Annotated in this window: 14 protein-coding genes, 6 tRNA genes, 3 rRNA genes and 1 pseudogene; 23 read left to right on the top strand and 1 reads right to left on the bottom strand. The window is 32.6% G+C overall.

The window, feature by feature from the left end; genetic code table 11:
* Nucleotide 1: 1 nt before the first annotated feature.
* The 10 genes from P4S50_RS16015 (at nucleotide 2) to P4S50_RS15970 (ending at nucleotide 10,623) form a co-directional block, all read left to right on the top strand.
* Nucleotides 2-700 (top strand): ABC transporter ATP-binding protein, encoded by a 699-nt coding sequence (locus P4S50_RS16015; protein WP_277731830.1) that lies wholly within the window; start codon nucleotides 2-4, stop codon nucleotides 698-700.
* Nucleotides 690-1,466: an ABC transporter permease gene (locus P4S50_RS16010; protein WP_277731829.1), complete on the top strand. Its 777-nt coding sequence runs from the start codon at nucleotides 690-692 to the stop codon at nucleotides 1,464-1,466. Before P4S50_RS16015 ends, P4S50_RS16010 begins: the two co-directional genes overlap by 11 nt.
* Nucleotides 1,467-1,771: 305 nt before the next feature.
* A complete protein-coding gene (locus tag P4S50_RS16005) occupies nucleotides 1,772-2,692 on the top strand; it encodes a coiled-coil domain-containing protein (RefSeq protein WP_277731827.1) in 921 nt (306 codons plus the stop codon).
* 306 nt (nucleotides 2,693-2,998) lie between these two features.
* A complete protein-coding gene (gene pcrA / locus P4S50_RS16000; RefSeq protein WP_277731825.1) occupies nucleotides 2,999-5,167 on the top strand; it encodes a DNA helicase PcrA in 2,169 nt (722 codons plus the stop codon).
* A 331-nt stretch (nucleotides 5,168-5,498) separates the two neighbouring features.
* Nucleotides 5,499-6,797 (top strand): M18 family aminopeptidase, encoded by a 1,299-nt coding sequence (locus tag P4S50_RS15995; RefSeq protein WP_277731824.1) that lies wholly within the window; start codon nucleotides 5,499-5,501, stop codon nucleotides 6,795-6,797.
* 14 nt (nucleotides 6,798-6,811) lie between these two features.
* The gene (locus P4S50_RS15990; protein ID WP_277731823.1) at nucleotides 6,812-7,612 is read left to right on the top strand and encodes a patatin-like phospholipase family protein; all 801 of its coding nucleotides are present in this window, start codon (nucleotides 6,812-6,814) and stop codon (nucleotides 7,610-7,612) included.
* Nucleotides 7,613-7,694: 82 nt separating this feature from the next.
* Nucleotides 7,695-8,285, top strand: coding sequence for an ATP-binding protein (locus P4S50_RS15985; protein WP_277731822.1), 591 nt, complete (start codon nucleotides 7,695-7,697; stop codon nucleotides 8,283-8,285).
* Nucleotides 8,286-8,392: 107 nt separating this feature from the next.
* A complete protein-coding gene (locus P4S50_RS15980) occupies nucleotides 8,393-9,010 on the top strand; it encodes a metallophosphoesterase (protein WP_277731821.1) in 618 nt (205 codons plus the stop codon).
* Between the two features lie 12 nt (nucleotides 9,011-9,022).
* Nucleotides 9,023-10,030 (top strand): hypothetical protein, encoded by a 1,008-nt coding sequence (locus tag P4S50_RS15975; RefSeq protein ID WP_277731820.1) that lies wholly within the window; start codon nucleotides 9,023-9,025, stop codon nucleotides 10,028-10,030.
* 71 nt (nucleotides 10,031-10,101) lie between these two features.
* The gene (locus P4S50_RS15970; RefSeq protein WP_277731819.1) at nucleotides 10,102-10,623 is read left to right on the top strand and encodes a peptidylprolyl isomerase; all 522 of its coding nucleotides are present in this window, start codon (nucleotides 10,102-10,104) and stop codon (nucleotides 10,621-10,623) included.
* 35 nt (nucleotides 10,624-10,658) lie between these two features.
* On the opposite strand, the gene P4S50_RS15965 is transcribed toward P4S50_RS15970, so the two are convergent.
* Nucleotides 10,659-12,254 carry a putative manganese-dependent inorganic diphosphatase gene (locus tag P4S50_RS15965; protein ID WP_277731818.1) on the bottom strand — a complete coding sequence of 532 codons (1,596 nt, stop codon included), beginning with the start codon at nucleotides 12,252-12,254 and terminating at the stop codon, nucleotides 10,659-10,661.
* A gap of 74 nt (nucleotides 12,255-12,328) precedes the next feature.
* On the opposite strand from P4S50_RS15965, the gene P4S50_RS15960 reads away from it, so the two are divergent.
* The 13 genes and pseudogenes from P4S50_RS15960 (at nucleotide 12,329) to P4S50_RS15900 (ending at nucleotide 23,342) form a co-directional block, all read left to right on the top strand.
* Complete coding sequence (locus tag P4S50_RS15960; protein WP_277731817.1) at nucleotides 12,329-12,913, top strand: DUF4230 domain-containing protein; 585 nt, start codon at nucleotides 12,329-12,331, stop codon at nucleotides 12,911-12,913.
* A 470-nt stretch (nucleotides 12,914-13,383) separates the two neighbouring features.
* Entirely contained in the window at nucleotides 13,384-15,147 is a 1,764-nt protein-coding gene (locus P4S50_RS15955; protein ID WP_277731816.1) for a M3 family oligoendopeptidase, read from the top strand.
* Between the two features lie 507 nt (nucleotides 15,148-15,654).
* Nucleotides 15,655-17,171 (top strand): 16S ribosomal RNA (locus P4S50_RS15950).
* A gap of 86 nt (nucleotides 17,172-17,257) precedes the next feature.
* Nucleotides 17,258-20,176: ribosomal RNA gene (locus tag P4S50_RS15945) — 23S ribosomal RNA — on the top strand.
* Nucleotides 20,177-20,211: 35 nt separating this feature from the next.
* Nucleotides 20,212-20,286, top strand: a tRNA-Glu gene (locus tag P4S50_RS15940).
* A 9-nt stretch (nucleotides 20,287-20,295) separates the two neighbouring features.
* Nucleotides 20,296-20,371 (top strand) — tRNA-Val (locus P4S50_RS15935).
* A 7-nt stretch (nucleotides 20,372-20,378) separates the two neighbouring features.
* A tRNA-Asp gene (locus tag P4S50_RS15930) sits at nucleotides 20,379-20,455 on the top strand.
* Nucleotides 20,456-20,522: 67 nt separating this feature from the next.
* Nucleotides 20,523-20,597 (top strand) — tRNA-Thr (locus tag P4S50_RS15925).
* Between the two features lie 13 nt (nucleotides 20,598-20,610).
* Nucleotides 20,611-20,687 (top strand) — tRNA-Ile (locus P4S50_RS15920).
* A gap of 6 nt (nucleotides 20,688-20,693) precedes the next feature.
* A tRNA-Phe gene (locus tag P4S50_RS15915) sits at nucleotides 20,694-20,769 on the top strand.
* 16 nt (nucleotides 20,770-20,785) lie between these two features.
* A 5S ribosomal RNA gene (rrf, locus tag P4S50_RS15910) occupies nucleotides 20,786-20,902 on the top strand.
* Together the 16S, 23S and 5S rRNA genes with 6 tRNA genes alongside form the textbook arrangement of a ribosomal RNA operon.
* Before the next feature lie 273 nt (nucleotides 20,903-21,175).
* Entirely contained in the window at nucleotides 21,176-22,060 is an 885-nt protein-coding gene (locus P4S50_RS15905) for a hypothetical protein (protein ID WP_277731815.1), read from the top strand.
* A 293-nt stretch (nucleotides 22,061-22,353) separates the two neighbouring features.
* Nucleotides 22,354-23,342 (top strand): annotated as a pseudogene (locus tag P4S50_RS15900) (ornithine cyclodeaminase family protein).
* The last annotated feature ends 80 nt before the right edge of the window (nucleotides 23,343-23,422 follow it).

Below are 23,422 nucleotides of genomic sequence, written 5' to 3'. Positions count from 1 at the left end.
AATGATAGAATTTATAGACGTTAATAAAACTTTCAAAAAAGTAAAAGCATTAGATAATTTTAACTTAAAAATAGAACCTGGAAAAATAATAGGTTTATTAGGGCCTAATGGATCAGGGAAATCAACTTCACTAAAAATGATTGCAGGACTTAATAAACCAGATAGTGGTAAAGTATTAATAGATGGAGATGAGCCTTGTATAAATACTAAAGAAGATATTGCTTATCTTCCTGAAATAGATTATTTATATTCTAACATGAATATAAAACAAATATCGGATTTTATATCTTCGTTTTATTCTGATTGGGATTGTAATAAATATAAAGAATTACTTAAGTTTTTAAATCTAGAAGAAGATATGGTAATCGGTAAAGTATCTAAAGGAATGAGAGCTAAAATAAAACTTTTACTTACATTTTCTAGAAATGCAAAGATTGTGCTTCTGGATGAGCCTTTATCGGGAATTGATATATTAACTAGAGAAGAAATAATAGAAACGATAATAAAAGATTATAGAGAAGGGGAACAAACTATAATTTTATCTACTCATGAAATTTTAGAAACAGAGAATATATTTGAAGATGTTATATTTGTAGGAGATGGAAAGGTAAAACTTTCAGGAAATGTAGATGATATAAAGATGAAATATAATATGTCTTTAAGTGAAGTTATGAAGGAGGTATATAGAAATGCTATTTAATTTATATAAAAAGGAATTGAATAAATTTAAAAAGGGAACTATTTTGTTTTTAGGTTTAGTTTTAATTGTAAATATATTTTTTCTTTATAAAACTTACAATGGATGGGCTGTAGAATCTGGTTTCTTAATAAATACGTTTTTACTTCCACTAACATTTTTGGTACCTTTAATACTATCAGAATCTAAGCTTATAAATCAGGAGTTCAAAGATAATACTATATATCTTTCAATGAGCCTTCCTGTATCTAGTGAAAAAATATTCTTAAGTAAGTTTTTGGCTGTAATAACTCAATATATAGTATATAGCTTATCAGTGATTGTTCTTATGGGTGTACAGTTTATGATTTTTCTAAATAGAACACCGTATACACAAGAAATAAAACAGTTCTTCGATATAAGAGTATTCGGTGCTGGAACAAGTTTATATATTTTTTCAATAGTAGGACTGTTATATTTAGTAAGTGCTGTATTTTTATCATCTATAATAGGTAAGACTTTTAAAAAGTATTCTAAATTAATTAGCTTTGGCTCTGTTTTGGCTATATTATATGTAGGAGGAAAAATTATAGGCTTTATGATGGATGGTTTAGATAAAATAGGCCTTACTTTTAACAATATAGTTATAAACTATAATATGGAAAAGTTCATGGGGGCTCTAAATGATGTAGGGTCTGGATTGTTTGTGACTTCTGCAATAATATTATTTGTAACTGCTATAATTTATTTTATGACATGTAGGGTTTATGATAAAAAAATAGAGATTTAATAATATATCATAGATATGATAAAGTAAAACTTAATTAATATAATGAGCAAGATTAAAACCTATAGAAAATTTTCTATAGGTTTTTTTAATTCAAATTTATCCGAAAGCTAAAAGTTCTAAGACTCCATCTTCTTAAGGCTGGAGATAAGAACTTAACAGCTTCTGGATTAGTTCAACTACAAATTCAGTTGGAGTAAAAACTCCATCTGAATTAAGTTTCACTTTATAAACGTGATATAATGAAATGAAAAATATGTAAATTATTTAGACAAATGTAAATTTTTAAGATAAAGGGGAGTGAGGGAATGGAAAATAGATTAATAGAATTAAAAAAAGAAATATTATTTTGTGAAAAACAAAAAAGTAAACTTGATGATTTAGTAAAAAGAAATGATGAGTTAGTAGGACTAATAGAAGCTCAAAGAAAAAGATGGGAAAAAGAGCAAAGGGATGTTGATAAATTAGAAAATGGTTCATTAACGAGCTTTTTTTTACAGATTATAGGTAATTTGGATAAAAAGATTGAAAAAGAGGAAATAGAAGCTTTAAAAGCTAAAGAAATATATGAGTCCACTAAGCATGAAATAGAAAGTACGAAAAAACAAATACTGGCTATGAAAGATCAAGTAGATAAGCTGTATGATTTAAATAAAGAGTATAATATATTGTGGATACAAAAAGAAGAAAAACTTTTAAAAAGTAATACATCTACAAAAGAACAATATGAAAAATACATAGATAAAATAGCTAGTTTAAAATCTATAGATAAAGAGTTAAAAGAAGCGGTTGATGCAGGAAAGATACTTTTAAAGGAGCTTTACAAAGCCAAGGAAAAGTTTGAGTCTGCTCATAGTTGGGGTGTATTTGATATGTTTGGTGGAGGGTTAATGTCTTCTATGATTAAACATGATCATATAAATGAAGCAAATGATATAATAAATAATGTTAAGTCTCTTATCAAAAAATTTGAAAGAGAGTTAAAGGATGTAGATATTGAAATTGATGTTAATATAACTACTTTTGATAAATTTGGAGATATTTTTTTTGATAATATATTCTCTGATATGATGGTTCAAGATAAAATAAATAATGTCTTAGGTCAAGTTAAAAGTGGGATATTGTGTGTGGAGAATAAGGTTAAGGATCTAGAAAAAGCTATATTAAATAATAAAATAGAAATAGATGTTTTAGATGAAAAAAGAGTCTCTCTAGTTGAAATGGTATAAAGCGAAACTTAATTCAGATGGAGTTTTTACTCCAACTGAATTTTTAGTTGCGTAAGTGCCCTTTTGGGTAAGCTAATCCAGAAGTTGTTAAGTTCCTATCTCCAGCCTTTAGAGGATGGAGACTTAGAACTTTTAACTTTCGGATAAATTTATATATCTTTTAAATTTGTATATACTACTTTATATATGATAAAATAATATAATGAGCAAAAATTAAAACCTATAGAAAATTGTCTATAGGTTTTTTTAACTTAAAGGGAAATTTTACTTAATATATATTAAAACTTATGTGAAGGGAGAAATTAAATGGATTTATCTACACTTAATGATATGCAAAGAAAAGCAGTGCTTAAAACGGACGGGGCGTTACTACTTCTAGCAGGAGCAGGATCTGGAAAGACTAGGGTTTTAACTTATAGAATAGCTCACCTTATAAATGATTTAGAAGTACATCCTTCGAACATATTGGCAATAACATTTACTAATAAAGCAGCTAATGAGATGAGGGAAAGAGTAGAGGGTATAATAGGTTCTGATGCACAAAATATGTGGATAAGCACTTTTCACTCTTGTTGCGTTAGAATACTTCGAAAAGATATAGATAAAATAGGATATACTAGAAGCTTTGTCATATATGATAGATCGGATCAAATGACACTTATGAAAGATTGTATAAAAGAGCTTAATATAAATGACAAAATGTATGAACCAAAGACTGTACTTGGTCATATATCTGATGCTAAGGACAAGATGATAAATTCAAAAAGATTTAAAGAAATCCATCAAAATGATTTTAGAATGAGCAATATAGCAAAAGTTTATTCTTTATATCAAGAAAGACTTATGAGAAATAATGCACTTGATTTTGATGATCTTATAATGAAGGCTATTGAGATACTTGAAAATAATGAAGGTGTTCTAGATTTTTATCAAAGAAAATTCAGATATATAATGGTTGATGAGTACCAAGATACTAATAGAGCACAGTATAAGCTTGTAAATATGCTTGCTAAAAGACATGGTAATTTATGTGTTGTAGGAGATGATGACCAATCTATATATGGTTGGAGAGGTGCAGATATAAAGAATATACTTGAGTTTGAAAAGGATTATGAGGATGCTCTAGTTGTAAAGCTTGAGCAAAACTATAGATCAACTCAAACTATACTTGACGCTGCAAATAAGGTTATAGCAAATAATATAACTAGAAAAGATAAGAAACTATGGACTGAGAGTGATTTGGGAGATAGAATAAGAACTTTTAAGTCAAGAGATGAAAGAGAAGAAGGAGACTTTATAGCTCATAGTATAAAAAAAATGAATAACGATAAAGGTATAGAGTATAGAGACTGTGCTATATTATACAGAACAAATGCACAATCTCGTGCACTAGAGGAAGCTTTAATAAAGCAAAATATAAAGTATAAGATATTTGGTGGTATAAAGTTCTATGAGAGAAAAGAGATAAAGGATTTGATAGCTTATTTGAGAATTATACAAAATCCTGTGGATGATATTTCTCTTAAGAGAATAATAAATGTTCCAAAAAGAGGTATAGGTCTTAGAACTCTTGAGAAAATAGAAGATGTATCTCTTATAAAGAAGGAGAGTATGTATCTTTCTTTATATGATGCTGAGAATATTGATGTGTCAACTAGAGTTAAAAGTAAGTTGAGAGAATTTACAACTCTTATATCAGCTCTTAGTGCAATGAAGGATGTATATTGTGTAACTAAGCTTATAGAGAAGGTTTTAGAAAACACTGGATATATAAAAGAGCTTGAGAAGGATGATAGTATAGAGAATCAAACTAGAATAGAGAACTTGAAGGAATTTTTATCTGTTGCAGTCGAGTTTGAAAAAACAAGTGAAGAAAAGGATTTAGAAACATTCTTAGCAACTATATCACTTATATCTGATATGGATTCTTCTGATGAAGATGATGATTATGTATCATTAATGACTCTTCATAGTGCTAAGGGACTTGAGTTTCCAGTGGTATTTTTGGCAGGACTTGAAGAAGGTGTATTCCCTATAAGTAGAGCTTTAACTGATGAGATAGAGCTTGAGGAAGAGAGAAGACTTTGTTATGTTGGAATTACAAGAGCTATGAAAACTTTATATATGACTTATGCATCTTCAAGAACTATATATGGAAAGACTAACTATTCTAGGATATCAAGATTTATAGGAGAGCTTCCTAAAGATTGCTTAAAAAGTCTTAATAAGAATGAGCCTGAGAGCAAGATACTAAAAAAACAAAATAGTATAGTTGAAAAGTATAAGCAAAGACATATGGAAAAAGACACTAAGGATATAGATAATAAAGAGGTAGTGCTTGGAGCTAAAGTTAAGCATCCTGCCTTTGGAACTGGAACGGTTGTAGCCAAGAATGGTTCTACTGTTAGTATAGCTTTTGATAATAAGGGGATTAAGAGTATCAATTTAGAGTATGTAAAGTTAAATGTAATTTAGAATTTAATATATTTATGGAAAAAGATCATTATATATTGGTTATTTAGCAAAAATGAATATTATTAAAATACCGTTCATGTGTTAAATATTTTAAATAGAACTAATCATTATGTCTTATTTAATATCCTAAAAGTTCTAAACTCCCTTTGGTTAGACAACGAACTTTCTCTACGGATATTAAAACGACATAACGCAAGTTCTATAAAAAAATATTTAAATCATTCTCTAACATTTCAATAATATTCATTTTTAAGAATAGTTGTTAATAGTTCAAAGAGATTAAAGTAAAATCATATACAAATAAAATTATATTAAAAGGGTGGTATGGAATATGAGAGAAAAAGAGTTTGCTAAGGATCTTATTGATTATGCTTATAAGGGGGCTAGTTCTTTTCATGCTGTTAAGACTAGTGTAGATATTTTAGAAAAAGAAGGATTTGAGGAGTTAAAGTTAACTGATAAGTGGGATATTAAAAAGGGTGGAAAGTATTTTGTAACTAAGAATTCTTCAGCTCTTGTAGCTTTTGAGATAAATTCTGATAATGTTGATGAGGAAGGTTTTAGAATAATAGCATCTCACAGTGATGCTCCTTGTTTTAGAGTTAAGCCAAATCCTGAAATGGTAAGTGAAAAGGTATATTTAAAGTTAAACACAGAAGTCTATGGTGGACCAATTCTTAGTACTTGGATGGACAGACCGTTAGGTATAGCAGGAAGGGTTGCTGTTAAGGGTGAGAATATATTAAAGCCAAGAGAAGTACTTGTTAATATAAATAAGCCTATATGCATTATTCCAAACCTTGCTATACATATGAATAGAAATGTTAATAAAGGTGTTGAGTTGAATAAGCAAACGGATATGCTTCCACTTGTTTCAATTGTAAATGAAAGTTTAGAAAAAGATAATTTGCTTTTAAAAGAGATAAGCAAAGAAATAAGTATTCCTTGTGATGATATACTGGATTTTGATTTATTTTTATATGAGTATGAAAAGGGATGCTTGGTAGGTCTTGATGAAGAACTTATTTCTTCTCCTAGACTTGATAATTTAGCCATGGCTCACTCAAGTCTACACGCATTAATAAATTCAAACAACACAAAAGGAATAAATGTATTTGTTATGTTTGACAATGAGGAAATAGGAAGTTCTACAAAACAAGGTGCAGATTCTAATATGTTAAAAAACATACTTGAGAGAATCACTATATCTTTAAATAAAAATAGAGAAGAATTTTTTACAAGCATATACAACTCTTTCATTATATCTGCTGATATGGCTCATCCTGTTCATCCAAATAGAGGTGAAAAGCATGACCCTACTAATAGACCTGTAATAAATAAAGGGCCTGTTATAAAAATAAATGCTAATCAAAAATACACAAGTGATAGCTATTCAATAGCTGTATACGAAGCTTTATGTAAAGAAGCTGGAGTACCTTGTCAAAAGTTTGTAAACAGATCAGACCAAGCTGGAGGATCAACTATTGGACCTATATCATCTACACATTTAGATATAAATAGTGTTGATATCGGAACATCTATACTTGCTATGCACTCTGTTAGAGAATTGGGTGGAGTAGACGATCACTACTTTGCGTATAAAAGCTTTTTGAAATTCTATGAAGTATAAAGGGGTAGATTTTTATGTTAGGACTTTGTTTGCCTGGAGGAGGAGCTAAAGGAGCTTTTGCAGCAGGAGTTATATATGGGCTTTATGAAAAAGGGATGAAATTTGATATAGTATCGGGAACTTCAATCGGTGCTATTAATGGATATTTTATATACACAGAAAATGTTAGAAAACTCAAAGAATTGTGGATAAATATTGGCGGCAATGAGTTAGCAAGTCAAAAAATCTGTGGAAAAGTCGTAGATAATTCACAACTTATAAACAATTTAAATAATTTAGATGATGGAACTGGGGATAATACAGATCTTTATGTTAATTATGTAAATGTTAAAGATAATAAATTAAGAGAAATAGTTACAAATATAAAAGGATACAATAAGCAGTTAGCTCTATCTTATATAAAGAATAGTTCTCTTCTTCCATGTAAAATAAACGAAGAAGTATCTTTTGAACAATTAATACGTACATTTGACTCAAAAGAAGTATTTGATACATTTAAGGAAGATGTATTAAACGGTGAATACGAAGGATATAATTTAGATGGAGGGATACTAAATAATAATTTACTATCTCCATTTATATATAAAAAAGTGAACAAACTATTTGTAATAGCTCTTAAAAAAGGATATATAATACCTGAATATATATTAGAGCATTACAATAAAGATGATATTGTAGTGATAGAGCCAGATACAGATATGAAACCTAATGATACACTTAGATTTGAGAAAGAGTTCTGCGAAGACTTATTTTATGAAGGATATGAAAAGGCAACAAATGGCGAACGAAATTATTGGAAATGTCAAAAAGTTTAGGGAATTTTGTTGAATTAATATAAAAAAACTAGTATAATATATTAGTCGTCTCAAAAAAATGAAATTATGGAGTGAAGAAAAGATGGCTAAGAGAATTGCAGTTTTAGGTGGACCAAGATGTGGGAAAACAACTTTAATACAACATCTTTATGTTGAAATGAAGATAGCAGGACTTAATACAGGATATGCACTTGAATATTCAACTGATTATTTAAGAGATAAAGGAATGATTGAATCTATATCAGAACAATACGGCATATATTTAGGACAAAAGAGATTAGAAGATAAACTTGATGAATTCGACTATGCTCTTACTGACTATGCTACATTTGTTCCTTATATCTACGGAAGATTTATGCTTGGAGACAAGAAGAGAACTAGAAAAGAAACTGAAATATTAAAAGATTTATATTGTTTAGCGTTAGAAGATATACCTAAATACGATCATATAATATATTTACCAAGAGAATTTGGGTACGTTCAAGATGGAGTGAGATGGCAAGATGAAGAAATAGCAAAGCAAGTAGATGATGCCATACTTACATTCTTAAAAGCAGAAAATATTAATTATATAGAAGCTAGTGGAAGTACTAAGGAAAGAGCAAAACAAATATTGAAAATCTTAGATTTAGAATATATAGAGACAAAAGAATTATGTAGCGAAGCAGAATAAACTACCTATTTTAATAGGTAGTTTTTTTGTAATAAAAACTAAATTTTGAAAATTTAAATAATATAAAGTATAATTTAAGTAAATATATAAGTATGAGGAATGATTTAATGGAAAAACTTAAAGTGATTTTAAACAGATCTATAGGTAGGGTTTATGTTCCAAAACATATAAGAAATAGAAATGAAGAAGTAATACTTCATATATCAGATACACCTTATAGCTTTTTTTATGCTTTAAAAGATTTAATAAAAAAAATAAATCCAGAATATATAATTCATACTGGTGACTTAGTAGATAATATAAAACTTGAATTCTGCCATTATTCTCTATATAGATATAGCAAAAGACTTGAAGTTTTAGTAGATATACTATTAAAATCAAATGCAAAAAAAATATATATATGCTTAGGAAATCATGATAAAAAAGAAACACTACAGGATATATCAGATAAAATTGAAATAATAGATATAAGCGAAAATATAAATATAAAAAACGCAAAACTTAGAATAAGCCATTATTCTGATGAAATAATGAAAGATCCTCAAGAATATAATTTATATGGTCACAATTTGCACATAAAAAATAAAATAGATAATGAAAAAATATATTTGAATGGAATCCAAAGTATAAACATTATATATACAGAGACAAAAAAAGTTGAATATCTAGCTTATCCGTTCGGAATAGATGACGAAAGGCTTAGAAAGGGAAAAATAGGACTATAAGGAGAGGATAACATGTTTTCTATAGTTAGAAGAGGGCCAAAATCTTTAATAATTGAAAGTAATAATGTAGATGAGGTTAAAAGATACTTTAGAAAAGAATTAGGTGCTGCTACAAAATGTGATATAACATCTGCCTTTCAGGCTGCAAATGAAGACTATACTATAATATTTATAGTGCAAAAAGCTGCAAAAATAGTTAAATCTAATGAATGTATGGATATATTAATACTACAAGATGAGCCGGATGTTATACTATGCAAGGTACTGAATAACGATATTAAAAACTATATAACATATTCAAGAATAGCACCGAGAATAATTTTTATGAGAGTATTTGGAGATTTAAATAAAATAATAGACAAAATTAAAGAAGATAATGAGTATGAGAAAAATAATATCATAAATTTATTAGAAAATTACAATGATGAAGGAACTATAGTTGCATTTACAGAAAAACCTATTAGAAGAAGGGTAAATATGACAGATATAAACGAAGATGCTCTTTATATAAGACAGAATTATTCTTCATTAATAAAAACAATGAGAGCACACGCATTAAGGTACTTAAATGCAGGGCTTGATAATAAAGATTGGTATGAAATAGAAATAAAAATATATGATAGATATGGAGCTTACGAACTTCATTATGATAGATTATTAAAAATACTAGAGGGATTAGAATTGGGAGTTATACTTGGAGAATCGTGGACTAAAGATTACCCTAGATTATTTATGGCTGTTGGGGTATATAGAGTTAGATTCTTCACCTTTTATGATCCAAAATATATAAAAAAGATTTTAGTAGGATCTGAGTTTTTAGAAGATGGAATGAGAATTGTAGATTATGACGTTTACTACAATAGGAAAAAAATAAATTGGACTGATGTAATAGAGGATAATTTAAGATCTAAGAATTTACTATCAGAAAAATATAGAAAAGAAATCTTAGATAAAATACAAAAAAGTGATTTAAATGATATAAAATCTCTAGAAACAGAAATAATTAAAACTAGAACCTAAAAATTTGATATAATTATGTAGTCATAATTGTAAAATTACATAATTATATTTAAACAGAGAGGAAGATATTAATGCAAAATAATCCAATAGTTACAATTGAAATGGAAAATGGAGATATAATTAAGGCTGAACTTTATCCTCATATAGCTCCTAATACTGTTAACAACTTTATATCTTTAATTAAAAAAGGTCACTATGATGGAGTTATATTCCATAGAGTAATACCTGGATTTATGATTCAAGGAGGATGCCCAGATGGAACAGGAATGGGTGGACCAGGATATTCTATAAAAGGAGAATTCTCTCAAAATGGACATACGAATAATTTAAAGCATGAAAGAGGAGTTCTTTCTATGGCTAGAACTTCAGCTCCTAACTCAGCTGGATCTCAATTCTTTATAATGGTAGCAAGATCACCGCATCTTGATAACCAATATGCTTCTTTCGGAAGAGTTACTGAGGGAATGGAAGCAGTTGATAAAATAGTTGCAGCAGATACAGATTATTCTGATAAGCCTTATGAAGATCAAAAAATGAAAAAAGTTACAGTTGATACATTTGGAGTTGAATATCCAGAAGTAGAAAAAATGTAATAATAAAAAAAACCAGCCTTTGGCTGGTTTTTTATCTATTTAGAAGATTTTAGAGCTTCAGTTAAATTAGGTACTAATTGTTTCTTTCTAGAAACAACTCCGTCTACAAATATACCTTGAGAAGCTTCTACATTAAATGATTTAGAGATTAATTCATCTTTACTCTTGTATATTAAATAAGATCCTTCTTTTATTATATCTGTAATAGCTAAAACACATAAATCGTAATCTGTACCATTTATATAATCTAAGAATTCATCTTTTTTGTTTAATATAGAATCTATATCTAAAGTGAACACTTGTCCTATACCTGTCTTTAATCCTTCAAGATTAAACTCTTTAAAGTCCATATTAACTATTTCCTTTATTGAGAATCCATCAAGAGAAGTACCAGCTTTGAACATTTCCATAGCATATTTTTCTATATCTAGATTTAAAATTTTATTAAGATTCTCAACTGCAGCCTTATCTACATCAGTAGTTGTAGGTGATCTGAATAAAAGAGTATCTGATAGTATACCAGATATAAGAACTCCTGCAATTTCAAATGGTATTTCTATATTGTTTTCTCTGAACATAGTATAAACTATAGTACATGTGCTTCCAACAGTCATATTTCTAAAATTAATAGGAGCAGCTGTAGATATTCCTCCTATTTTATGATGATCTATAATTTCAAGAAGATTAGCTTGAGATAAACCGTCAACGCTTTGAGCTTCTTCGTTATGATCAACTAATATAACCTGCTTTTTCTTAGGATTTAAAAGATGAGCTCTTCCTAAGAATCCTAGGAATGAGTTGTTAGAATCAATAACTGGATAATGTCTATAATGAGTATTTAAGATATCTTCTTTTACATCATCTGAATAATCACATTCCTTAAATTTAACTATATCAGAGTTCATTATAGATGATACAAAATTACATTGGTGTATTAATTTAGAAGCCGAGTAAGTATCATTTGGAACTCTTACTATAGATACATTATTTTCTTTAGCTAAGCTTAAGTACTTTTCAGGTATTTCATTGTCGCCAGTTAATATTATTAATTGAACCTTAGATTCAATAGCATGTTCTATAACATCGTATCTATCTCCAACTATTATTATATCTTTATCAGATAGAGTACCTTGTATAGTTTTATAATAGAAAGCTATTATAGATAATTTTCCATTTACGATATCGTTACATTTTACAAGAATATCACCATTTAAATCAGACGCTATGTTTGAAAGAGTTGTATTTAGACGATCTATATTTCCGTTTACAAGATTCATAGCTATATCTTTCATAGTGATTATTCCAAGTAATTTATTGTTATCATCAACTATAGGAAGCGTTTTTAAATTTGACTTTTCCATAGTTTCATAAGCTGATAAAATTGAAGAATTAGGATTTACCCCTGGTATTTTATCGAAATTTAAATCCTTAACCTGAGTTTTAACATCTTTTATAAAAGTAGGATGAGGTAACTTGAAGTAGTTAAGAACGAATTCAGCCTCTTTTCTTATCTCTCCTAGAACACACGGTTTTGTATTAAAACCTAATTTATTTTTAAGATGAGAAAATGCTATGGCCGAAGTAACTGAGTCAGTATCTGGGTTTTTATGACCAAATATTAAAGTTGACATTGATATTTCTCCTTTCTATGTTTATTATTATATTAAATCTTCAAAACATTATTATATCAAAAGGAGAGGGTAATTTGATAGATAAAAATGATAAAAATAAAATTTTGATGATTCTTTTGAGTATATTTATAGTATTTACAATTTTAACAAGTGGAAACATATTAAAACTTAATAAAGAAAAAGATTCTACTACTATATTCTCGAAAATATCTCAAATACAAGAACTGTCTGTTAATAAATATTATTATACAAATGTAGTATCTTTTAAACAGAATAAAAAGATAAAAGATTTAGAAATTCCTTTTACTCAAAAATCATTTTTAATAAAATACGATGGAATAATAAGAACTGGAATAGATTTAAATGATGTTAAGATAATTGAAAATAAAAATAATAAGATAAAATTAAAAATAAAAAAAGCTCAAATACTAGATCATACAATAGATGAAAAAAGTATGTATGTATATGATGAAAAAACTTCTTTATTCAATAAACTTCAAATAAAGGATGTATTCACAGAAATAAGTAAAGAAAAAAAGAGTATAGAAGAAAAAATGATAAAAGAAGGTTTTTTAGAACAATCAAATAAGAATACACAAAAATTATTAGAAAATATATTAACAGGACTTGGATATGAGAATATAGAAATAATTTATTAGCTTAAACTAAGAACATCTATTAGGTGTCTAAGTGGAAAATAATGCTTATTAAAATACCGATACTCTAATAATATTTTAATAAAACTAAAAGATTGCATTACCTAAATATCCTAAAACTTCTTAAACTCGCTTTGCTCAGACAAAGAAGTTTCTTAACGGATATTTAGGTATCGCAATCTAAGTTTTATAAAAAAATATTAAAGAAGAGTATCTAACATTTCAATAAGCATTATTTTCGAGTTTAAGAACCTAGAGGGTAATAGCGTTTAAGGAAAAAATAAAAAGCACAAAACTACTAAAAAACATAAAAAAATTAATTTCTATATATTATTCTAGATGATTAGATAAGAAAATATAAAAATAAGACAATTAAGTGATTTGAAAAATGAATAAAGTTCTATATATAGAAACAAAATAAAAGGTATAGGTTTTGTAAACTATAGAGCAAAACTTAAATAAGGAGGATTTTTATGGATTTATTTTGGAGTTTAGATGATATATACAAGTCATTTGATAGTGATGAATTTAAGAGTGATTTAGATAAATTTTATAAATATATAGAAGATATAAATAAATGGAGTGAGGAGAATTTAACTTCTTACGACAAGTGTAAAGAAAAAATCGAGTATATAATAGTTAACTACAATGATTTTTTTGATTTGTTTATGAAATTAATATCGTATGCTCAACTTACACTAAGTGTAGATGCTAAGAATAAACAGGCTCTGAGTTTTGTTGAGAAACTTGAAAAAGATGTAACTCAAATAACTAGTTCAAAAGTTAAGTTTGAGAAATATATAGGAGAAATAAAGGATATAGAAACTTTTATAAATTCGTCGGATTTAATAAATGAATATAGTTTTTATATTAAAGAAATAAAAGATAACTATAAGTATTTGCTTACGGATAAAGAAGAAATGAGTATAGCTAAGATGAAAAATACAGGATCTGATTCTTGGACTAAACTTCAGGAACTGTTAACGTCTACTTTATTGGTAGATATAGAGGTTGAAAATGAAAACAAGAAATTACCACTTTCTGTTGTAAGAAGTATGGCTTATGATAAAAATGAAAATATTAGAAAAAATGCTTATGATGCCGAAATTAGATCTTATAAAAAAATAGAAGAATCATCTGCAGCGGCTCTTAATAGTATAAAGGGAGAGGCTATAACATTATGCAATTTAAGAGGATATGATAGTGTTTTACAAAAAACAATAATAGATTCTAGATTGAATGAAAACATACTGAATACTTTAATGGATGCGATAAAAGAAAGTCTACCTATGTTTAGAAAATTTTATAATAAAAAAGCTCAGATACTTGGACACGATAAACTTCCATTTTATGACTTGTTTGCATCAGTAGGTGAATTTGATAAACAATACAGTTATGAAGAAGCAAGAGAATATATAGTTGGCAATTTTAAGACTTTTAGTGATGAGCTAGCTCAATTTGCAGATAATGCATTTGAAAATGATTGGATAGATGCAAAGCCTAGAGAGGGAAAAAGAGGTGGAGCATTTTGTGAGAATATACATGCTATAAAGCAAAGTAGAATTTTATCAAATTTTACAGGCAACTTTAATGATGTAGTAACACTTGCTCATGAGCTTGGTCATGCATATCATGATTATTGTCTTAAGGATGAAAAATATCTTAATAGCACATATCCTATGCCTATAGCTGAGACGGCATCAATATTCTGTGAGACTATAGTCAAAAAAGCAGCTATGAAGGAATTAGAAGAAGATGAACTTATAACTATACTAGAAAATGATATATCAGATAATGCTCAAGTAATAGTAGATATATACAGCAGATTTTTATTTGAAAGTGAAATGATTAAAAAAAGAGAGGAAGGATCTTTATCTGTTGAAGAATTAAAACAAATTATGATAGAAGCACAGAAAAATTCGTATGGAGATGGCTTAGATCAAGATTATCTTCATCCATATATGTGGACATGTAAACCACATTACTATTATGCAGATGAAAACTTTTACAATTTTCCTTATGCATTTGGTCTTTTATTTTCAAAGGGGCTTTATAATATGTATTTAAAAGAAAAAGAGAGTTTTGTAGATAAATACAATGAACTTTTATCTGTAACAGGCAGAAAAAATATAAAAGAAATAGGTGAGTTTATTGGAATCGATCTTGAAGATATAGAATTTTGGAGAGGCTCTCTTAAGGTTATAGAAGAAGATATAAATAAGTTTATGAAAATATGAATAAAATAACGTACAAATGTAGAGTATAAATAACATCAAATATATAATGATTAGTATGTATATGTTGGTAGTGGTATTAAATAATGCAAATATATACCACTTTAATTATTATTAAGTTTGACATAATATATTAATGGCTGATTATTGAGATAAAGAAACTTAATAATAATTAAACCATATTATGCTTAGATAATATTTTATAAAAATCAGCAATGGAAACTGATTTTTGATTTAACTAAGCATAGTTACTAACTTAATCATTATGTATTTGATTTTTCGCATTTAAAGACATTTTTAGCCCTATATATACAAAAATATATATAAAATTTAAAAAAAGTATTGACGGATCATTTAAAAGCTGATATATTATTACTTGTCCTCAACAACGAGGCAAACACGAAACACAACAAATGAACTTTGAAAATTAAACAGTAGGTTATAAATAAATCACAAACAGTGATTTTCGGAAACAACACATAAAGTCAGTTACTGAGTACTGACAAACTTTTATTTAAGAGTTTGATCCTGGCTCAGGATGAACGCTGGCGGCGTGCCTAACACATGCAAGTCGAGCGGAGATTAAGAAGCTTGCTTCTTAATCTTAGCGGCGGACGGGTGAGTAACGCGTGGGTAACCTGCCCTATACACACGGATAACATATCGAAAGATATGCTAATACGAGATAATACATTTTTAAGGCATCTTAAAAATGTCAAAGATTTTATCGGTGTAGGATGGACCCGCGTCCCATTAGCTAGTTGGTGAGGTAAAAGCTTACCAAGGCGACGATGGGTAGCCGACCTGAGAGGGTGATCGGCCACACTGGAACTGAGACACGGTCCAGACTCCTACGGGAGGCAGCAGTGGGGAATATTGCACAATGGGGGAAACCCTGATGCAGCAACGCCGCGTGAGCGATGAAGGCCTTCGGGTCGTAAAGCTCTGTCCTAAGGGAAGATAATGACGGTACCTTAGGAGGAAGCCCCGGCTAACTACGTGCCAGCAGCCGCGGTAATACGTAGGGGGCAAGCGTTATCCGGAATAACTGGGCGTAAAGGGTGCGTAGGCGGCCCTGCAAGTCAGAAGTGAAAGGCTACGGCTCAACCGTAGTAAGCTTTTGAAACTGTAGGGCTTGAGTGCAGGAGAGGAGAGTAGAATTCCTAGTGTAGCGGTGAAATGCGTAGATATTAGGAGGAATACCAGTTGCGAAGGCGGCTCTCTGGACTGTAACTGACGCTGAGGCACGAAAGCGTGGGGAGCGAACAGGATTAGATACCCTGGTAGTCCACGCCGTAAACGATGAGTGCTAGGTGTCGGGGGTTACCCCCCTCGGTGCCGCAGCTAACGCATTAAGCACTCCGCCTGGGGAGTACGCTCGCAAGAGTGAAACTCAAAGGAATTGACGGGGACCCGCACAAGTAGCGGAGCATGTGGTTTAATTCGAAGCAACGCGAAGAACCTTACCTAAGCTTGACATCCCTCAGACCGCTTCTTAATCGAAGCTTTCCCTTCGGGGACTGAGGTGACAGGTGGTGCATGGTTGTCGTCAGCTCGTGTCGTGAGATGTTGGGTTAAGTCCCGCAACGAGCGCAACCCTTATCTTTAGTTGCCAGCATTTCGGATGGGCACTCTAGAGAGACTGCCGAGGATAACTCGGAGGAAGGTGGGGATGACGTCAAATCATCATGCCCCTTATGCTTAGGGCTACACACGTGCTACAATGGCTAGTACAGAGAGTTGCGAAACCGCGAGGTCAAGCTAATCTCTTAAAGCTAGTCTCAGTTCGGATTGCAGGCTGAAACTCGCCTGCATGAAGCTGGAGTTACTAGTAATCGCGAATCAGAATGTCGCGGTGAATGCGTTCCCGGGTCTTGTACACACCGCCCGTCACACCACGGAAGTTGGGGGCGCCCGAAGTCAGATATCCAACCGCAAGGAGGAATCTGCCGAAGGTGAAATCAATGACTGGGGTGAAGTCGTAACAAGGTAGCCGTATCGGAAGGTGCGGCTGGATCACCTCCTTTCTAAGGAGAAATAACCTACTGTTTAATTTTGAGGGTTTATTCCTCAAAATAGTACTTTGAAAATTGAACAGATTTAAATAAATTTAGGTTAAGTTATTAAGGGCGTAGGGCGGATGCCTTGGCACCAAGAGCCGATGAAGGACGTGGTAAGCTGCGATAAGCTTCGGGGAGATGCAAGCAATCTTTGATCCGGAGATTTCCGAATGGGGAAACCCACCTAGAGTAATGTCTAGGTATCCTTAGATGAATTCATAGTCTAAGGAGGGGAACCGGGGGAACTGAAACATCTAAGTACCCCGAGGAGGAGAAAGAAAAATCGATTCCCTGAGTAGCGGCGAGCGAAAGGGGATTAGCCCAAACCTATGAAGTTTTCTTCATAGGGGTTGAGGATATGCTTATTAAGATGGAGGTATTGTAGTCGAAGAGGTTTGGAAAGACCCACCGTAGAAGGTAATAGTCCTGTAGATTAAACGAGAAGACCATCAAGCGTACTCCAGAGTACCACGGGACACGTGAAACCCTGTGGGAAGCTGGGGGGACCACCCCCCAAGGCTAAATACTCCTTGGTGACCGATAGCGTATAGTACCGTGAGGGAAAGGTGAAAAGAACCCCGGAAGGGGAGTGAAATAGAACCTGAAACCCTATGCCTACAAGCTGTGGGAGCACATTATTAGTGTGACCACGTACTTTTTGTAGAACGGGCCAACGAGTTACGATAAGTAGCAAGGTTAAGGACTTAGGGTCTGGAGCCGTAGCGAAAGCGAGTCTTAACTGGGCGATTCAGTTACTTGTCGTAGACCCGAAACCGAGCGACCTACCCATGGCCAGGATGAAGCGAAAGTAAAATTTCGTGGAGGTCCGAACCCACGCACGTTGAAAAGTGCGGGGATGAGCTGTGGGTAGAGGTGAAATTCCAATCGAGCTCGGAGATAGCTGGTTCTCCCCGAAATAGCTTTAGGGCTAGCCTCAAGCTTAGAGATGAGGAGGTAGAGCACTGAATGTCCTAGGGGCCCTATGGGTTACCGAAGACTATCAAACTCCGAATGCCTTTATCTTTTGCTTGGGAGTCAGACTGTGGGTGATAAGATTCATAGTCGAGAGGGAAACAGCCCAGACCGTCAGCTAAGGTCCCTAAATGTAAGTTAAGTGGTAAAGGATGTGGGATTGCACAGACAACCAGGATGTTGGCTTAGAAGCAGCCATTCATTCAAAGAGTGCGTAATAGCTCACTGGTCGAGTGATCCTGCGCCGAAAATTATCGGGGCTAAAACTTACTACCGAAGCTACGGCATTGACTTTGTCAATGGGTAGGGGAGCATTCACTGCGGGTTGAAGCTAGACCGGAAGGACTAGTGGACTGCAGTGAAGAGAGAATGTTGGCATGAGTAGCGAGACGTAGGTGAGAATCCTACGGGCCGAAAACCCAAGGTTTCCTGAGGAAGGTTCGTCCGCTCAGGGTTAGTCGGGACCTAAGCCGAGGCCGAAAGGCGTAGGTGATGGACAACAGGTTGAGATTCCTGTACTACCGATAATCGTTTGAAGAATGGGGTGACACAGAAGGATAGGCTATCCTACTATTGGATGTAGGTCCAAGCATTAAGGGAGCACTGATAGGCAAATCCGTCGGTGCAATTCTGAGGTGTGATGGGGAGCGAAATTAAGTAGCGAAGTAGTCGATTTCATGCTGTCAAGAAAAGCCTCTACTGAGATTAAAGGTACCCGTACCGCAAACCGACACAGGTGGGTGAGAAGAGAATTCTAAGGCTAGCGAGAGAACTTTTGTTAAGGAACTCGGCAAAATGACCCCGTAACTTAGGGATAAGGGGTGCCTCATTAGGGTGTATGCCCGAAGAGGCCGCAGAGAATAGGCCCAAGCGACTGTTTACCAAAAACATAGGTTTCTGCTAAGTCGAAAGACGATGTATAGGAGCTGACGCCTGCCCGGTGCTGGAAGGTTAAGGGGATGTGTTAGACGTAAGTCGAAGCATTGAACTTAAGCCCCAGTAAACGGCGGCCGTAACTATAACGGTCCTAAGGTAGCGAAATTCCTTGTCGGGTAAGTTCCGACCCGCACGAAAGGCGTAACGATTTGGGCACTGTCTCAACAAAAGACTCGGTGAAATTGTAATTCCGGTGAAGATGCCGGATACCTGCGACAGGACGGAAAGACCCCATGGAGCTTTACTGTAGCCTGGCATTGGATTTCGATATTACATGTACAGGATAGGTGGGAGACTGAGATACGAGAACGCCAGTTTTCGTGGAGTCACCCTTGGGATACCACCCTTGTAATATTGAGATTCTAACCATAGACCATGAATCTGGTCTTGGGACACTGTCAGGTGGACAGTTTGACTGGGGCGGTCGCCTCCCAAAATGTAACGGAGGCGCCCAAAGGTTCCCTCAGCACGGTCGGAAATCGTGCGAAGAGTGCAAAGGCAAAAGGGAGCTTGATTGCAAGACATACAGGTCGAGCAAGGACGAAAGTCGGGCTTAGTGATCCGGTGGTTCCGCGTGGAAGGGCCATCGCTCAACGGATAAAAGCTACCCTGGGGATAACAGGCTTATCTCCCCCAAGAGTCCACATCGACGGGGAGGTTTGGCACCTCGATGTCGGCTCATCACATCCTGGGGCTGTAGTAGGTCCCAAGGGTTGGGCTGTTCGCCCATTAAAGTGGTACGCGAGCTGGGTTCAGAACGTCGTGAGACAGTTCGGTCCCTATCCGTCGCAGGCGTAGGAAATTTGAGAGGAGCTGTCCTTAGTACGAGAGGACCGGGATGGACATACCTCTGGTGCACCAGTTGTCACGCCAGTGGCATAGCTGGGTAGCTATGTATGGAATGGATAAGCGCTGAAAGCATCTAAGCGCGAAGCCAACCTCAAGATAAGATTTCCCATCTTTATGAGTAAGATCCCAGGAAGACTACCTGGTTGATAGGTTCAAGGTGTAAGCTCAGTAATGGGTTCAGCTGATGAATACTAATAGATCGAGGACTTAACCTTTTATTAAATCTGATCAATTTTGGAAGTATTAACCTGGCCCCTTGGTCAAGCGGTTAAGACACCGCCCTTTCACGGCGGTAACAGGGGTTCGATTCCCCTAGGGGTCACCATTAATAATTGGGCTCATAGCTCAGCTGGGAGAGCACCTGCCTTACAAGCAGGGGGTCACAGGTTCGAGCCCTGTTGAGCCCACCAATTATTTGGCCTGGTAGTTCAGTTGGTTAGAATGCCAGCCTGTCACGCTGGAGGTCGAGGGTTCGAGTCCCTTCCAGGTCGCCAAATAATTTTAAGAATAAACTCATAGATTAGAAATATCTTTGGGTCTTTATTATGTAACAAACTATATGCTAGTGTGGCTCAACGGTAGAGCAGCTGACTTGTAATCAGCAGGTTGTAGGTTCGATTCCTATCACTAGCTCCACAAAACATAAAGTGGGCCTTTAGCTCAGTTGGTTAGAGCGCCCGGCTCATAACCGGTAGGTCTGGGGTTCGAGTCCCTGAAGGCCCACCACTTTATGCCCAGATAGCTCAGTCGGTAGAGCAGGGGACTGAAAATCCCCGTGTCGGTGGTTCGATTCCGCCTCTGGGCACCAACAATTAAAAAGATTATGTGGTTATTATAGCAAGGAGGATACACCTGTTCCCATTCCGAACACAGAAGTTAAGCTCCTTAGCGCCGATGGTACTTGGGGGGCAGCCCCCTGGGAGAGTAGGACGTAGCCACGTAATTTTTTTTTATGCGATTTTTTATTGGGTAATGTAAATAAAAAAGATGGTTATTTAAATACGGTGAATAAATTAGAAGATTCACTAACATTTAAATAACCATCTTTTTTAGTATGTGAATATATCCATATAGATAACGATTAAATAAAAGAATTAGAAATATAGAACAAGCTGATTATTATTTATTATATACCCTTGCTTAAAATTAGTTTGTGAGTATAATTGTAATTAATGGATATTATTTACAATAAATAAAAATTAGGAGGGGTAGAAATGAAAAACAAAATAATTACTTTGATGATGGTACTACTGTTAATATTATCAATGACTATGACATCTATGGCACAAGAGGGAATAAAAAAAGATGGTTTGACTGCATCAGAAATGATTCAAAAAGGAATATATAATCAATCTCAAACTGTTAAAGTAACGTCCGAGCTAAATAGTCACAAAAAGTTTACAGGTTATTCAATAGAAAAAATACCTGATCCAAACAATGAAGGAAAATTCATCGAAGAAGAGCAAAAGATTGATGAAAGTATGGATGATAAATCATATGTAGTAGGTATAATTGAAGAATCAGAAAAATCAAGAAAAGAGTATTATAAATCAATTTCTTTAATAGATCCATTAAGCACTTCTGAGCAATTTTGGGATCAAAATGTTTTCTACGGCAGAATGGGTGAAAATAAATGGATAAAAAAAGTTATGGATCCTGTGTTTATAGAAATTTTAAGAGAGACAGACAAAGAGGTAATAAATCGTTTTGCTACTTATGATAAAGATACATTAATTGATGGTAAAGAGTATTATGTAATTAATTTAAATGCAAAGAACGATGTTAGAAAGGAAATTGCATTGAAAGTTATGGATAAAATATGTGATAAATCTTTACTTGAAACAAATCCAGAAATAAATAAAGAAGAAATAAAAAAACAATTACTTAAAAAGTTTGCTTATAGTAATATAAACACTTCTTCTAAATATTATATTAATAAGGACACAAAAATTCTTGAGTTCATAGATAAAACAGAAATAGGTACTATAACAATAGATAAAATGAATATAGAAATGAGTAATACTATCAAGTATAAGTATTATGATTTTAATCAACCAGTTAATTTCCCTGAAATCCTTCCTGAAGACGTTCAAGAGTAATAATTTGTTATAATGAATAGGAAGTTATTATTCTTTTGAATTATGTTGTAAATATAAATTGATCTTATTAAGTATGTTTAGTAAATAGCAAAAATTTAATTTAAGCGGTTAATATCTCGTCACATTGACTAGGTATTAACTGCTTTTTTATTCTTAAGGAAATTATATCATTTTTTTATAGATGATTCTTTTTAGAGTTTAGGTTTGACATTTTTAAAAATAGTATTTACTTATTTCTATTGTAGTGTTATTTTAAAATAGATGATTATATTACATAATATGGAGGGGATAGAATGCTTTTATTAAACAAACAAGATATAGATAAGGTATTTAGTATGAGAGACGCTATAGAAGCAGATAAAAGAGCATTTGAAATTTTTTCGAATAATGACAGTGTAGTTCCTTTAAGAACTAAACTAGAGAATAAAAAGAACAATGGTATAAACTTATTTATGCCAGGATATGTTGAGAGCTTAGATAATGCAGGAATAAAGATTGTATCTATATTTCCTGATAATGCAAGTAAAAACAAGCCAGTAGTACCTGCTAGTATGATACTTATGGATAACACAACAGGTGAGGTTAACTGTATATTAGATGGAACTTATTTAACACAACTTAGAACAGGAGCAGCATCTGGTGCTGCAACAGATATATTAGCTAGAAAAGATAGTAAGATAGGAGCTTTATTTGGAACAGGAGGACAAGCTTGTAAGCAACTTGAAGCTGTTCTTGAAGCTAGAGAATTAGAACTAGTTAAGGTATATGGAAGAGATCAAGAGAAGGCTCAAAAGTTTGTAGATGAGATGAAAGTAAAATTATCTAAGTATAAAACTCAAATTATAGTGGCTAAGGATGCGGATGACGCGATTGTTGATGCAGATATAATAACACTAGCTACATCTTCAAATAAGCCTGTATTCAACGGAGAACTAGTAAAAAAGGTGCACATATAAATGGAATAGGCTCATTTACACCTCAAATGCAGGAAATGGATGAATATATAATATCAAATGCTGATAAATTATACGTTGATTCAGTTGATGCTTGTCTTGAAGAAGCAGGAGATATAATAATACCTTTGAACAAGGGATTGATACAAAAAGATAAAATAAGTGGTGAATTAGGACAAGTTATCAACAAAACTATTAAAGGAAGAGAAAATGACGATGAAATAACTATATTCAAAAGTGTTGGAATCGCAGTTCAAGATATAGTTACAGCTAACAAAATATATCAAAAAGCTATTGAATTTGGTATAGGAACAAAGGTTGATATGTAAAAATTGTATAATGTTTAATTAGAACTAATGCTTATTAAAATAATTGTAATGTAATATTATTTTAATAAGCATTTTTTACT

Origin of the sequence: Tepidibacter hydrothermalis (assembly GCF_029542625.1) — a bacterium.
Taxonomy (GTDB): Bacteria; Bacillota; Clostridia; order Peptostreptococcales; family Peptostreptococcaceae; genus Tepidibacter_A; species Tepidibacter_A hydrothermalis.
This window is presented reverse-complemented; position numbering and strand designations above follow the sequence as displayed.